Source organism: Bacillus sp. FSL K6-6540, from assembly GCF_038007545.1.
On sequence record NZ_JBBOXH010000001.1, the window covers coordinates 3,677,103 to 3,692,294 of the forward strand.

Genomic DNA, 15,192 nt, shown 5'->3' on the forward strand with positions numbered 1-15,192 from the left:
ACACCTATTTCAGACCGGAATGAGCCATCGTATTCATAACCCGGCTTTGCATAAAGATAAAAATCAGCAAATTCGGGATAAACATGATGAGCGCGGCGGCCGCGGATATCCCTTGACCGGCCACTTCATTGTTGGTCGCCGTAAAGGTCGACATATAATAAGCAAAGTTCTTCATTTCCTCGTCATTGACGTACAGCGTCGCCGGCTCTTTGCTGTTCCAGCTGAGCTGGAACGCCAGGATCGCAATCGTGGCGATCGCCGGCATCGTCATCGGAATGATGATTTTCCGGAAGATCGTAAAGTCGTTTGCTCCGTCAATCTGGGCAGCCTCTATCAGCTCATTCGGGATTTGGTCAATGAACTGTTTCAATAGAAACAAGCCGACAGGCATCGCCAAGAGCGGAAGAATATTAACCGAGAAGTCGTTTATCAATCCGAGCTTGACGACGAGGAAGTACCTCGGAATGGAGACGGCGACCGGAACAAACATAAGCGCGAGCGTATTGATCGAAAAGAGCGTGTTCTTCAGCTTGAAGTTTTTCTTCGAAAAGGCGTACCCGGCTGCTGCGCTGATATAAATGGTCGCGAACACCGTCACGACCGTAATCACGACGCTGTTGAATATATAGCGGCTGACCGGAATGCCGGAAACCGTAAACGTCGACAATAGGAACCGAAAGTTATCCATCGTCGGATTTTGAACGAAAAACCTTGGGGGAAAAGCAAACAGTTCGTCCATCGGTTTAAGCGAATGAGAAAATATAAAAATGATCGGCATCACCATGAAAACCGAGAGGGGAGCCAGAATCAGGTAGAACTTCAACTGACTGATATGAAATCGGCTCGGATTCATCTTTGTTCCTTGAAAAGAAGCCATACTTGTTCCCTCCTACTCTTTCTCGGCGAACATTTTCCATACGATCTTCGAGCAAAGCCAAATCACCAGGAGAAGAACGGTGGAAATGGCCGAAGCATAACCCATCTCGTAGCGGATAAAGCCATAATCCTCAATGTGATTGACGATCAACTGTCCGGCATACGACGGCGTCGGGTTCGTACCCGACAGCTGAACCCCGATGAGCCCTGCTTGAAATGTGTTAACGACCGCCATGACGGCACCGAACAGCATTTGCGGCTTCATGGACGGAATCGTAATATGAACGATTTCTTGAAAGCGGTTCGATATCCCGTCGATATATCCCGCCTCATACATCTCCGAATTGATGTTCAAGACGCCTGCGAGCATCGCCAAAAACCCGATGCCCATACTGCTCCAAATCGTGACGACCATCATGATCGGCAGTAAATATTCGGGCGATTGAAGCCATTGGATCGGCTGCGTGATGAAGCCGTTGCGGAGCAGCAAGCTGTTAATATAGCCCGTCGGGTCTCCGCTGAATATCGTCTTCCATACGACCGCCATCGCGACGCCCATCGTAAGGGACGGCGAATAGATGAGCAAGGCGAGCACCGTTCTCGGACCGCGCTGAATTTGCGCCAGCATCCAAGCAAGGAGGAACGATAAAATATACGAGATCGGGCCCACGATGAGCGAAAACTTCAATGTGTTCGGCAGTACGTACTGCATAAACACGCTATCTCTCATAAATAGATCGATATAATTTTTGAGACCCATAAATTTCGGCATTTGAATGGCGTTAAAGCTCGTGAAGGAGAGCCCGACCGCAAATATAACGGGAAGCACGATAAAGACAAAGAAAAGCAATAAATAGGGAGCGAGGAAAAGGTAGGCAGAGCCTTCCTTTTCTCTCCATTTCTTAAATTTGCTGCGGGTTTGTGGCATCCCGTCGATTCGGGGCAGCGCTGCTGTATCGGACTTAGTTTCCATCTCTTCCTCTCACCCAACTTTCTACATCCTCGATGGTTGCGATACGGTAAGGAGCGACAACCTTGCCCTGTTTCATATAACCGAACTCTTCCATCTTTCTTGCAGTTTCCTTGTCGATCTCGTTCACTGCGTCTTCCACGGCTGAACGGATATTTTCCCCGTCGAAAACAACCTTGGTCCAAATGTTGCTCAATTCGCGTTCGATTAAATAGGCGCTCGGCGACTTAGGCACTTCCTTGAGCCATTTCCATTGCTCAAGAACGACCTGTTTGTCTTCTTCCGGCCAATACAGTTGTGAGAAGGCTTCATTATTTGCGGTATTCCACAGATACTCTTTGCCGTACAACGTTTGCAGCTGGTTTGCAAAGTGCACCTGCGTCTCCGTTGAAATCCACCATTTTAAAAATTGCCAGGCTTCGTCAGGATACTTGGTGCTCTTGAAGATCATCGACACTTGCGCCGAACCCGGCTCCCATCGTTCCGTCACCCCGTTGCGCTTAATCCCTGGCGCGGGAGCGATTTTCCACGAGCCTTTCAGTTCAGGGGCCGCCACTTGCATTTGAATATACGTAGCGAAATTACTGACGCCCAGAGGCATTTTTCCGGAACGGAAGTGCTCATAAAATACGGGAACCTGCATCTGCAAACCATACAGCTTGAACAAATTCGTCATCAGCTCTATGCCTTTCAGCGACTCCTTGCTGTCGATTCCCGTCTCAAAGGCGTCCTTCCCGAATATATCCCCGCCCGCTTGATAAATGAAAGGCGCGGTAGCCATGAACGGTTTCATTCCCGTCGCGCCGGCGATCGGCGAATAGAAATTCATGCCATACCGCTGCAGCTCCGGCATGATTTCGATGACGTCGTCCCATGTATCCGGCACAGGAATGTTGAGCGAATCCAATATATCCTTCCGATAGAACAGTACGTAAAAATCTTGCGTTTCAGGAACACCGTATAATTCGTCATTGACGATGAGCGGCAGCAGCGCCCCGGGCGAGAACGGCTCGATCACTTGGCCGAAGTCGTCAAATTGCTTTAGATCGAGCGCTGCGCCCCGGAAGCCCAAATCGAATGGAATATTGTTACTGATTCCGAGAGCCAAGTCGGGGGCAATTCCGGATGAGGCGGCAAGCGTAAGCCGCTGCTCGTTAGGCAATGTCGAGAAATTCACCTTGATGCCCGTCTTCGGCGTAAACTGTTCATCCACCATTCGCTGCAGGAGCTCCATATAGTTTCTAGGCCGGTTCATCCAGACGTTCAACGTTACTCCATCGTCGTTGTCCTGCCGTTTCGGCGACCGGAACGTATGGAAGAACTGTTTTGTGCTTTCATATACGGAGCTAGCCCAAGAGGCTTTATGCTCCGGGTAAGAAGCGTCTTTGTTCGAAATGTACAATTGGTCTACCGTTAGGGGCTGCATTTCGAAATCGGTGATCGCATTCGACAAATTCTGCGTCACGGAACCGGCCCCGCCGTTCAGCTCATTCAGCTTACGCGGAATTTGGTTCGGCTCGGCCGCCAGCTTCTCCAGGCTGCCCACCGCCATCTTCATTGCAGTCAGGCCCTTGGAGCTGTCTACGCCGCCGTTCAGCATGACCACCTTCTCATACTCTTGACTAAGAGCTTTCGCTATATCTAGTAAATCTCCCTGAATAGTCGGGAAGTGCTCCGTAATCTCCCACTCCCGATTCTGATCCACGTCGTTGCCCACTAATTTGCGGATATCCAATGTCAGATCATTGGTCTGTTTAATGGAATGCTGCAGCAATTGCATCACATCGAAATAGGGGCTCGCATCCGCCATAATCCCGATTCGATGCTTTCCTTTGTTTAAGTAAAACAGATAAGGGCCTTCAGCTCCTTGCAGCACTTCGGTCTTCCATGAAGTCGAATACTCGAAAGGATACTGCTTCGCTTCCGCGAAGGGAATTTGCCCGTCGATCGTAAAGGTTCGGAACACTCGGGAATTCGGTTTGTCCTCTTGCTTATATTTAACACCGATTTGGTACAGGCCGTCGTGTTCCACATGGATGTCGTAATAAACCGTTTGGCCCGATATATCCCACGTTTTTCCGCCAAGCGTGTTGAGCAGCAGCAGGTTCGTCGCATAAGGGCTTACTCCCAAGTTTCTGCTTGGCAGCGGGTTGATCGTCGTATCGTTTTTGAAATCGGGTTTTTCCGCTTCCTTCACAATCATCGCCGACTTCGCTTCTGTCTTATCGATGTGCTGTGCGGCATATTGCGAATACGACGGCAATGCAGCCGGAACTGCAACGGTAATGCTGCCGTTTAACAATTCTCCGTTCATTAATGTAAATTTAATGATGTTTTTCCCTTTGTTCAGCTTGATCTTGATCGGCTCCGGATTCATCCGGTTCGGATCTGCGAATTCAATCGTCTGCCACTCGTCCGCCCGCACCTGCGTCGGCATCACTTCGTTGCCATAGCGGTCCTTCGGAAACGTGTCCGTGTTGCTTTTCCACAGCGGCGGGAGAACAAATCGATTGGCTTCCAGAGCAGGGGATTTTCCGTTTACTTGAATGCTGTATTCCGTAGATTGCAATCCTTCGGCAAGAATAAAATAATCGAATGACAGGGTATACTCGCCTTCCTTCGGAACTTCAATTTCGGCTGCGAAGGAGTCGCCCTTCTTCAGGTGAATCGCGCCGTCATCGTAACCGTAGGCAGCCTCTCTGGCAAGAATCGGTAAGTTGGAATCGGCTATAAAACGGGATGGGGCGATCCTGAAGGATCCCCCGTCGGCCGGAATCATTCCTTCTTTCTCCCTTTGATCCAGAGAGGCAGAACTGCGGTTATTGACCATATTGGAATTGGAATCGGCATCACCATTCCCTCTGCTAATGAAGCCGCTGATGCCTGAGATCATGATGATTCCAATCAAGATCAAGCTGAAGGTGATCTTGGCTCCTCTACGCCTTAACATGGATTCTACCTCCTCTGGCCACCGGTCGTAGGTTACTGCGTCAAAGCGGAGATTGCGTCGGCTGCTGCCTTGTATTCATCGTTCGCAAGCTTATTGATTTGCTCCGCGTAATCTTCGATCTTCGTACCTCCCTTAATGCTGTCAAGAATCAAATCGCCGAGGTTGGCGTTTTCCTTGTCGCCGACTTTGACGCCGGTTGGCGCTTCCCATCTAGATCTTACAACGCCCGGAATGAACTTGACGCCCTCCAAAATCGCGTTGTCGATGTTATCGTAAGCCTCCTTCAATCCCTCATAGCCGCCGTTAGCGAAATATTGATCAAGGATGCTTTGGTCCGTCGTCATCGGCAGAGATGTATAGGATCCGTCCGTGTTCAGCTCCATGCGCTTCAAAATGCCGTCTTTGCCGAACGTCATATATTTAGCGAATTCGTATGCTTCTTGTTGGTGCTCGGTGCTCTTCGAAATACCGATGAAATCGCCGATCAAAATAAATTTGCCGCCAGGGATGCCGATAAACTTGGATTTGAAATTCAGGTTGCTGAAATCCTTCGTTGCCCATGTGCCTTCCCACCGGACTGCGACCTTTCCTTGATTCCACACATCGCCGTGCCAGGTGGCATTGTACTTCGCTTTTTCGTCTTCGGTCAGGCTGTCGAACGTGTATTTGCCTTGCATAATTTCCTTCGCCTTGTTCACGCCTTCGATAAACACCGGGTCGTTCAAGTGATACTGCTGTCCGTCCCATGTGAACCAGCCGAGCTGCGAATTCACGGAGGCCGGGTACCAGTCCGGAATTTGAACCGCTTCGGACAATCCGAGAACGTCTTCCGAAGGATTGTTCAGCGTTTTTACCGCGTTCAGGAATTCATCCCAAGTCGGAGAATAGTTCAGCTCCGGCAGGTTTGCTTGCTCAAACAAGTCTTGATTGATGAAGTAACCCTGGAAGAACATTCCCGCAGGAACTGCGTAGATTCCGCTGCCGTAATGCGTGGCGTTCTCGAGCGCCTTCGGAATGTTTGCCCACTCCGGATCGGATGCAGCGATTGTCTCAAGGTTGAGCAGCCATTCGTTCGTCAGGCCGAACGGAATGTTCGGAAGCATCATGACGTCGGGCAATTTGCCCGCAGCTGCTGCAGCCGCCAGGGAATCGCCGTATTTCGAATAGTCGAACGATTCGTCCAGCTGGATATCGATGTTCGGATGAGCTTCTTCGAACGCCGCGATCATTTTTCTTTCAATGTTGTTTTCGGCTTCGGTGCCGAGGTTCCAGTTCACATAATTGATCACAATCTTCTCGCCCGAGCCGACATTTGCATCATCGCCAGGCTTATTCGTTTGTTCCTGGTTCTGCCCTTGGTTCGGCTCCGTTGCGTTGTCGGTCTTGCTCGACGAACAACCGCTTAACAGTGCGACCAGCAGCGTAAGAATAAGAGCGAATACAACGGTTTTCTTCATACTGATCCCTCTCTTTTGATTATTGTTGTTTATTTTCCATCGCCTTCCGTGAAAAGCGTACGGCGCTCAAACCGGGTCTTGGATAATGGCAACGCTTTCACTTTAACTTTGCGAAGGCCTAGTAGCGAAGCTTGCAGGATCTTCGCACGACCAGCTCCGTCGACAGTACATACTCATGCTCAAGCTCGAGGCCGTCCAATAGCTGCACAATCAGGTGGGCAGCTAGCGAGCCGATCTCGTACTTGGGCTGACGGATTGTCGTGAGCGGCGGGTTCATGTGCTCGGCGAGGAAAATATCGTCGAAGCCGACGATCGAAATATCGTCGGGAACCCGGATACCGGCCTCTTGGAAAGCTTTAATGCCGCCTGCCGCCATCTCGTCGTTCGCATAAAAAATCGCATCCGGGAGCTGGCGCTGGCCGATCAGCAATTTCGTTGCCATATAGCCGCCATCGATCGTAAATCTTCCGTTGATATTCAAGTTGGATGTGCATTCGAGATTGTAATCGCTTAAAGCTTGCAAATACCCTTTGTAACGCAGCTTGTGATCATAGGAATTGCTTGAACTGCTGATGTACGCGATTTGCTTGCAGCCGTTCTTGATCAGCAGCTCCGTCGCCATATAGCCGCCTTTCTCGTTATCGACAAGAACATTGTAGATATAATCGCCCTTGAGGTACCGGTCAAGCACGACGATCGGGAAGCCTTTGCGTGCGGATTGCAAAATCGCTTCGTCATGGAGATTGTGTTCCGAGATGATGACGCCGTCTACTCGCTTCTCTCTCAGAAATTTAATCGCGGTCGATTCGTTGCCGCCGAACGAACTGCAGGCAATAAGGTCGTAACCGTTCTCGAGCGCGACTTCCTGCACCCCTCGGATCAACTCCGAATAATACGGACCGGACATGTCGCTTAAAATCAGCGCAATCGTCTTCGTGCTGCTCCGCTTCAGGTCAGTCGCCAAACCGTTCTTTTGATAATTCAACTGTTTGGCCGCTTCTATGACCTTCGCTCTTGTCGCTTCGCTGATCTTGCTGCTGCCGTTGATTGCGTATGATGCGGTCGACAAGGATACCCCCGCCGCTTTGGCTACATCCTTCATAGTTGCCATTCACGTGACTCCTTCTTCTCTCATACTTATATAAATCAATTGAAACGTTTCACTTAACGCTATCATAATGGAGAAAAATGACATCGTCAAGATTTTTTTGTAACCGCTTTAATATATTTTTGAACATGCTCGTATTCTTGCATAAACGCTTGTATACCAAGGGTTATTCGAATTCAGCCAGACAATTCCTCGAATTTTTATTTTGGTGAACAAGAGGTGAAATTTAAGTGAAACGAATCGTATGTTAACCTATATCTCCGACAACCTGCCTCGGAGTTTTGGCGCAGTCATCGACCCCCAATACAAAAAAAGAGGAAACTGCCGTGACGACAGTTTCCCAAAGGTTAAGTTTTATGATTCGTTACACTTCAACTTTACGATCAAGCGTTGCGCATGCCAAGAACAAGGATGACGCAATGTTCCATACCGAGAGAACGGGAAGTAGTCAACTGTGGTATGCTTTAATGTTGCTAGCGAAGTTCTTGCAGGTCACCACGAGGAGCAGCACGCTTGCGGAGTCATAGGCGAGCAAACTCAGGATCATCCCAAAGGGGTGATTTAGTGTCATTAACTCCGACCAAAATGGTAAACTTTGTGTCATATTTATCCATATTATTAATAGCATTTCGCATTTCTTCGAGCGCGCATCTCAGCAGTTCCCAAAGGAGTTAATGTACAATGAGGACTGGGCAACTTGATAGCTGTGAAACCTTGTGGCTGACACTTCCAAGCATCATTTCTTTTACGCCCCTTAGCCCACGGCTTCCGATAATAATAAGTTGCTGCTCGGTATCCCTTGCATAATTCAATATTTCATGCCCAGGATCTCCCTTTAGATGAATTGTTTCCGGGTTAATCCCCGCAGACTTTAATTTAGATTTGGCTTGGTGCAACAGTTTCCAACTCGCTTTTTCCATTTCGTTCAGTATGTCTTCCAAAAAATTCTCTGGTACATATGTCATGCCATTTGCCACATAATCCTGGCTGACATGAACCAAGGTAACTTGAGTTTGTTTATTTTGGGCTATTTCAACGGTTGCATCAAGGAGTTTGTCCGTTATTTCAGATTTATCAATGGCCACCATAATTTTGTCAAACATAGTTATCATCCTTTCCGTGGCAGTTCGTAACCATCTCGACTACCTACAACACGATTACTCGCTGCTCCTATACCAACTAAAAAGAGTAAGACCGAAGCCCCAAGAAGAATGAAAAGTGGCAGGTTCCAACTATTTGTTGCATCGTGCAGATATCCTATAAGGGCTGGACCGATTGCGGCAAGAAGATATCCGACCGATTGGGCCATGCCAGACAGTTCCGCTGCTTGATGCGCATTTTCAGTGCGTAACCCGAAAAACATCATGGCCAAACTAAAAGCGAAGCCTCCACCAATTCCGAGTATGATGATCCACAACAGAATGACATTGGAGCTTCCGTAAAGAAGTCCGAGCGTCCCCGTCAAAAGCAAAACGGTTGTGATGACCACTAACAATCGTTGGCTAGACATACGCCCGGCAATAACAGGGACAATAAAGGTAAATGGAAGCATCGCTAACTGCATGATCGAGAGGAACCATCCAGATTGGTTGGAGTCAATTCCTTGCTGCTTTAAAATTTCAGGCAACCATGCGATCAATACATAGAAAACCATAGACTGTATACCCATAAACAAGGTTACTTGCCAAGCAAGCGGGGATCGCCAAACATTCACATCGTTGCTGACCATCTTTTGACTTGTCTTGGCTGTTTGATTCGCTTGATTTCTTAATTGGGGTAACCAACAGAGGATCGATACAAAGCTTAGAATCCCCCATATTCCCAATGCTCCCTGCCATTTTAGCCCTGCGTTCACGGCTAGCGGTACACTGATTCCCGATGCGATTGCTCCACATAAATTCATTGAAATGGAGTAAACTCCTGTCATGGAGCCAATTTTATTTGGGAAATCCCGTTTGATTATACTTGGCAATAATACATTACATATGGCAATGGCGAATCCAAGAACTGCTGTTCCAATAAACAGATTAACTGCGCCAGATAAAGATCGTATTACAATACCAACAGTCAGAAAGATTAGGGCAATCAAAATGATACGCTCAACCCCATATCTTCGTCCTAACTTAGGTACTAGAGGCGATAATAAAGCAAAGGCAAGCAAGGGTACCGTTGTGATCAGGCCTGCTAATGTATTTGAAATATGAACGTCATCCCTTATAAAACTCACTAAAGGACCGACTGAGGTTAAGGGAGTACGTAAATTAGCTGCGATAACAATAATGCCGAGAATAATCAGCCCTATAGAGGACGGTACGTTTTTTGGTTTGTTCGGCATTCTTCACTTCTCCTTCCTGAATTCTTACGTATTATTTGCTACCTGCTGATTGAAAAAATTTTGCTATAACATTCGCGCGAACAACAAAAGTATATTATAATATATTAAATTTAACAATAAATATTTTGAAATATACCAAATCTCATCTGACAATAAAAAAACAACTCTGAATTCCCGCCATGAATTCGGAGTTGTATTTAATAAGTAGAATTTATAGACTTTTAGAAACCATATTTTAAGGATATATGGAGCACTGTTTCGCTATTCGTATGATTGGTATAAGAATGAGGACAATCTGCACGAAAACTGATCGTATCATATTGATTCAATGTATAAATCTCTTCATTGACTTGAATTTCAATGGAGCCAGTCATTACTGTCGCGATTTCAGTTGTATTCACATGATGACCTTCAGGGTAATACGAGCTATTTGGCTGTAGGTATGCCCGACACATTTCCATATCGTTGCTTTTAAAGACTGGTTCAATGATCCAATTTTTTTCATCATTAGAAAACCGTAGTCCTTCGCCTGCTCGATACAAACTAACAGGGTTCTCTGATTTGAACAAAGCAAATAGCGGTAAAGATATGCCTTTTGAAATTTTCCAAATAATCGCTAAAGTTGGATTTGTTTCGCCACGTTCGATATTCCCCAGAGTAAGTTTGCTTACGCCCGTTATTTCCGCTAAATCGTCTAAGCTCATATTTTTTTCTTTTCTGTACTTTTTCAAGGCACCGCCCATTTGTAATACAATTTGTTTTGATTCATTGACTTCATCCATTTAATATTCACCTCAACAATAAACTGTTATAGCTAGTATATTGTTAATCTAGATTCTTTTCCATACGATACCACTTGTAAGTCCAGTGGATTTCCATACTTCCCTTACGTACTTAAATTGTTCACAAGTTCAATATAAAATAAAATCTCGATAAAAGTTGAAGGTTGACCCCGGTTCGAGCTTGAGCTTTACCAAAACTAACTTTAACTCCATACAAATTACAGCTGCAGGGGCCACAGCCGACACCGGCGACAGGCGAGATCTGTATCACCTCACGCTTTCGGACATAAAAAACAGAGCGATCCCTCCAAATGGGACTTCGCTCTGTTTTTATATTGGATCCGCCAACATTCTCTGAACATTAGCGGTCATTTACTTGGAAATCAGTTTTGAAATGCCCACACGTCCTTAATGTATATTTACGTTAAATTGGTGGCCCTACCAATCTTTTATCGTTTAGCAAAATTCCAATCAGTATGATGGTTGATTTTCGTTTTGAACGGTGCGTTTTCCATAAGCGCAAAGAAAGACGCGTACGCCTTCAGTGATGATACGTTTGGTTAGTTGTTCCTCCTCTAATGTCCCGGTTTTTCTCGGTTGATCAAATACCAATAAAAACGTTAAGGCAGCGAAGTGCTTTGTAGCCATTACAGGATCTGGCACATCGAGCAGTCCGGTTTGTCCAAACTCGGTAAACCTCCTGATAATCCCCTCTTCCGTTGCGCTATCCAGCTTTTCTAAAAACGAGGCTGGCAGGTTGGCGGCTTCCATTGTAACCAGACGGATCAAAGCACTGTAATCGGACGAACCGTTCGCCGAAGCTACGAATTGTTCGCAGAATAAGATGAGCGCCTCCTCCAGATCCTCGAATTCCCAGAGGTAGTCTGATATCCCTTGCTTGATCATGTCCAGAACCGCCCGACTGGTTTCTTCCACAACAGCAAGCAGCAAGTTCTGTTTGTCGCCATAATAATCATAAACGGTCCTCTTGGAAACCCCCGCTTTAGCTGCGACCGCATCGACGCTGGAGCGATCAAACCCATCTGAAAGAAACAGATCCCGTGCCGCTGCAATAATTTTAGCTCGTTTGTCTGAAGAGCCTTTGCGGATTTTTTTGTTTTCCGTATTATCCATGCTTACGTTTCCCCCCTACAGGTATACTATCAAAAATGAGTTCCACTTTACAAACTACACTGCACGGTGTAGTATAATCAATGCAACATATCACAATCAATGATCAAGGAGGATTTTATCCATGACAACCGTGCAGTCTTTTGTTGATGTTCTCATTGTCGGTGCCGGACCAACAGGGCTTACACTTGCCTGCGACCTTGCCCGTCGAAACGTCGACCATCGTATTATAGAACGAAGCGCCTTATATAACGCAGCGTCTCGCGCCAAAGCAATCCAGCCCCGCTCGCTTGAGGTCGTCGATGATTTGGAGGCCGTTCATTACATTATGGACACAGGTGTTGTGGATTTGCCTGTTCGTTACTATACCGCAGATGGCAGGAGTGTCGACAAGCCTGCTATTACCGTTGCAGCCAGCGCCGAACTGGAGACACCCTATCGTGATCCGGTCTGGATTGCTCAGTATGATGTGGAAAAAGCATTGCGCGGCCGCTATGCGGCGCTTGGCGGTCAAGTCGAGTTGGGCGTGGAAGCTGTAGGGCTTGAACAGGATTTGGATGGTGTGACGGTAACCATGAATACACCTCAAGGAGAAGAGCAAATTCGCGCTTGTTATGTCGTCGGCGCTGACGGGGGCAAAAGCAATATCCGCAAGTTTATTCACTTACCGCTGGTTGGGAAAACACACGATCAGGAGCGATGGTATCTTGGCGATGTACGATTGGAAGGGTTGGATCGCGATCATATTCATATCTGGACATCTTCGGAGGGGATGGTCGGGGTGACACCACTGCCGAAATCCGATATTTGGCAGCTGCAGGCTACAATTCCGGCAGATATCGAAGAACCTGAGCAGCCATCACTAGAGGCGTATCAAGCCATGTTTGACCGCCGGGCCGGGGCAGGACTTGTTCGGATCACGGATGCTTCCTGGCTTTCCATCTACCGGGTGAACGTCCGTATGGTTGAATGCTACCGCAACGGCCGGGTCTTCCTTGCCGGCGATGCTGCTCATGTTCATTCGCCGGCCGGCGGTCAAGGCATGAATACGGGGATGCAGGACGCGTACAACCTCGGCTGGAAGCTGGAGACTGTCATACACGGAGCGGACACCGCCTTGCTCGACACATACGATGAGGAGCGCCGCCCAGTGGCTCAAGCCGTGCTTGAGGACAGCACGAAGAAGATGCACGATGTAATAGGAAAGGCGACTGAACGCGGAGCGTTATCCCAATCCTTGAGCACCATATCCGACGATCTGACGAGCGGGCTTCTCATTTCCTATCGGTCAAGTTCGCTTACCCAACCGTCTGCTCGAACGAATGCTATCCGTTCATTGCCCGGGGATCGTGCTCCTAATGCCGAGGGTCTGCAAGGTACAGGGTTTGCAGGAAGTGTATTTGACCTGTTGCGCGGCCCACACTGGACGCTTTTGGCTTTTGTAAACCGCACAGATCATCTTTCTTTGGAGAACTTCACCTACGACGAACTCCATGTGCATTCCATCCTGCCATCGCATGTGGAGGGAGCGGAAGGCATAATCGACACAGCAGGGAATGCCTATCGAATTTACGATGTGGCAAGCGAAGAACTCGTATTGATTCGTCCCGACGGTTACATCGCACTGCGTACCTCCATTGATGATACCGCATCGATCTTGAATTACTTGAATTTCATTTATCGCTAAAACTGATTTGGACAAGGCCGGCGGAATTCTTTTACAACATCTCATATCGCTGCCAGTCTTATATTCGTTTAATTTAGGTTATGGAAGGACTGTTACTATGGAAGAAATTATTCGAACCGTTAACCTGACAAAGCAATACGGAAATAAAGTCATTGTAGATCGCGTTTCGATTTCTGTTAAAAAAGGAGAAATTTATGGATTCCTGGGGTTGAATGGCGCAGGAAAAACGACAACCATCCGAGCTCTTCTCGGAATGAGTAAGCCTTCTTCCGGAGAAGTGTATTTGTTTGGTCAGCGCTGGGCGAATGGGAATCCCGATTTGTCGAAACGAGTAGGTTACATGGTGGAAGTTCCTTATGCCTACCCTAACTTTACGGTTAGGGAAAACTTGAGTTTGATGGCCAGGTTGCGAGGATTACCGGTTCCGAGGGCAGTTGACGAAATTATGGAGCAATTGAATTTGACCCAATATGCGGATAGTAAGGCAAGAGATTTGTCACTCGGTAACGGGCAGAAACTTGGATTGGCCAAAGCGTTAATTCATAAGCCGGACGTTCTGATTCTTGATGAGCCAACTAATGCACTTGACCCAGCCGGAATTGTCGAGATAAGGGAGATGCTGAAAGCTCTAGCTTCTCAACAAGGGGTTACCGTGTTTATATCGAGCCATATCCTTGAGGAAATGTCCAAAATGGCTTCTCGAATCGGCATTATTCACAAAGGCGTATTGCTTGAAGAACTGACAACAAAAGACTTTGAAACCATCCGCCGAAAGCAGTTGATGATCGATACGAAGGATGCTCGGAAGGCTCAAGCTATTCTTTCAGACTCCGGGTATGCGGTACATTCGACTTCAAATAACTGCCTTGCACTACCGGATGATCATGCCGTGAAGCATCCCGAACATATTGCGAAATTGCTTGCTCAGCATGAAGTGCCGCTCACGATGCTTAACATTGAAGAAGAGAATTTGGAACATTATTTTCTCAAAGTGATCGGAGCCCAGGAGGGAAAACGGAATGAGACCATTGCTGACAGCCTGTAGCGTTGAAGTTTACAAATTGCGTCGATCCTTTGTTTTATGGGGCACGCTTCTGTTTATATTGTTTGTCATCACGTTGTTCTTGGGACAGCCCGATTGGCCTTCTTTTTTTGAACGAACTGCGTTTTTGTATGCATCCGTGTTTGGGCTGCTGGGGTTTGGATTGGTGACAAGCTGGACATTTGGCCGCGAGTATTCTGATCGGACGCTCAAGGATTTGCTCGTTTTGCCTATATCGCGCGGTAAAATAGCGATTGCCAAATATGTCGCAATTATATTCTGGTGTTTGGTAATGATGTTGATCAGCTTTGCTTATGCCTTAATACTTGGTTTTGCTATTGGACTTCCCGGCTTTTCGTTTGCGATTGTACAACATTATTTGTTTCTGATACTTATCATTGGTGCTCTCCACCTATTATTAAGTGCGCCTCTTGCCCTACTGGCCTGTATATCGCGCGGTTATCTGGTGCCGATCGGCTTTGCTTTTACAACTTTAATGCTGGCATTGGTATTCGGTCCCACTGCCATTGGCAAGTATCTCCCCTGGTCTGTACCTGCTTTGCATTTGCAGGAAAACGGCATCGCATCATTTCCCTTGGCAGAAACCAGTTATTTTCTAGTATTTTTAATAGGACTGGCAGGCTTCATTGGGACGTTTAAATGGTTGCAAAACAGGGAGCAACGATGATTAACTAGAAAATACTTCTGAATAGAAATACATTTGGAAGGAGACTATTGTAGGAAAATCGGAAGCCGAGACAAGGTAGCTTGCAAGCAGGGCACGTCACCGGGTTCGAGGGGTGAAAGCAAAGGAAGTCTTAAATTTACGAGTAGTCACGTGAGGATTGCCGAAG

At 47.2% G+C, this 15,192-nt stretch carries 13 protein-coding genes; 4 read left to right on the forward strand and 9 right to left on the reverse strand.

The features are described 5' to 3' along the window. Window positions 1–4 precede the first annotated feature (4 nt). The 8 genes from MHH82_RS16165 to MHH82_RS16200 form a co-directional block, all read right to left on the reverse strand. Window positions 5–877: a carbohydrate ABC transporter permease gene (locus MHH82_RS16165; protein ID WP_340966772.1), complete on the reverse strand. Its 873-nt coding sequence runs from the start codon at window positions 875–877 to the stop codon at window positions 5–7. A 12-nt stretch (window positions 878–889) separates the two neighbouring features. Beyond that, window positions 890–1,849, reverse strand: a complete 960-nt coding sequence (locus MHH82_RS16170) for a carbohydrate ABC transporter permease (protein WP_015735407.1) — start codon at window positions 1,847–1,849, stop codon at window positions 890–892. Continuing rightward, the gene (locus MHH82_RS16175; RefSeq protein WP_340966775.1) at window positions 1,839–4,796 is read right to left on the reverse strand and encodes an extracellular solute-binding protein; all 2,958 of its coding nucleotides are present in this window, start codon (window positions 4,794–4,796) and stop codon (window positions 1,839–1,841) included. The genes MHH82_RS16170 and MHH82_RS16175 overlap by 11 nt, the downstream gene beginning before the upstream one ends. 32 nt (window positions 4,797–4,828) lie before the next feature. Beyond that, window positions 4,829–6,253, reverse strand: coding sequence for an extracellular solute-binding protein (locus tag MHH82_RS16180; protein ID WP_251495904.1), 1,425 nt, complete (start codon window positions 6,251–6,253; stop codon window positions 4,829–4,831). 118 nt (window positions 6,254–6,371) lie between these two features. After that, the gene (locus tag MHH82_RS16185) at window positions 6,372–7,364 is read right to left on the reverse strand and encodes a LacI family DNA-binding transcriptional regulator (protein ID WP_007132617.1); all 993 of its coding nucleotides are present in this window, start codon (window positions 7,362–7,364) and stop codon (window positions 6,372–6,374) included. A 668-nt stretch (window positions 7,365–8,032) separates the two neighbouring features. Further along, window positions 8,033–8,464 carry a universal stress protein gene (locus MHH82_RS16190; RefSeq protein WP_340966779.1) on the reverse strand — a complete coding sequence of 144 codons (432 nt, stop codon included), beginning with the start codon at window positions 8,462–8,464 and terminating at the stop codon, window positions 8,033–8,035. 5 nt (window positions 8,465–8,469) lie between these two features. Next, window positions 8,470–9,696: a CynX/NimT family MFS transporter gene (locus MHH82_RS16195; RefSeq protein ID WP_036660486.1), complete on the reverse strand. Its 1,227-nt coding sequence runs from the start codon at window positions 9,694–9,696 to the stop codon at window positions 8,470–8,472. A gap of 221 nt (window positions 9,697–9,917) precedes the next feature. Further along, window positions 9,918–10,478 carry a helix-turn-helix domain-containing protein gene (locus MHH82_RS16200; protein WP_015735413.1) on the reverse strand — a complete coding sequence of 187 codons (561 nt, stop codon included), beginning with the start codon at window positions 10,476–10,478 and terminating at the stop codon, window positions 9,918–9,920. Between the two features lie 157 nt (window positions 10,479–10,635). Here MHH82_RS16200 and MHH82_RS41660 point away from each other — a divergent pair, with 157 nt between their 5' ends. Then, the gene (locus MHH82_RS41660) at window positions 10,636–10,836 is read left to right on the forward strand and encodes an S-Ena type endospore appendage (protein ID WP_353057753.1); all 201 of its coding nucleotides are present in this window, start codon (window positions 10,636–10,638) and stop codon (window positions 10,834–10,836) included. Between the two features lie 113 nt (window positions 10,837–10,949). Here the strand turns inward: MHH82_RS41660 and MHH82_RS16205 are convergent, their stop codons facing one another. After that, window positions 10,950–11,612, reverse strand: a complete 663-nt coding sequence (locus MHH82_RS16205) for a TetR/AcrR family transcriptional regulator (RefSeq protein WP_015735414.1) — start codon at window positions 11,610–11,612, stop codon at window positions 10,950–10,952. Window positions 11,613–11,733: 121 nt separating this feature from the next. Here MHH82_RS16205 and MHH82_RS16210 point away from each other — a divergent pair, with 121 nt between their 5' ends. Genes MHH82_RS16210 through MHH82_RS16220 form a run of 3 tightly spaced genes read left to right on the forward strand, consistent with a single transcriptional unit; the run spans window position 11,734 to window position 15,026 of the window. Further along, entirely contained in the window at window positions 11,734–13,296 is a 1,563-nt protein-coding gene (locus MHH82_RS16210; RefSeq protein WP_036660490.1) for an FAD-dependent monooxygenase, read from the forward strand. Between the two features lie 7 nt (window positions 13,297–13,303). Continuing rightward, window positions 13,304–14,341, forward strand: a complete 1,038-nt coding sequence (locus MHH82_RS16215) for an ABC transporter ATP-binding protein (protein WP_340966784.1) — start codon at window positions 13,304–13,306, stop codon at window positions 14,339–14,341. Next, the gene (locus MHH82_RS16220; protein WP_015735417.1) at window positions 14,316–15,026 is read left to right on the forward strand and encodes an ABC transporter permease; all 711 of its coding nucleotides are present in this window, start codon (window positions 14,316–14,318) and stop codon (window positions 15,024–15,026) included. Before MHH82_RS16215 ends, MHH82_RS16220 begins: the two co-directional genes overlap by 26 nt. Window positions 15,027–15,192: the final 166 nt, after the last annotated feature.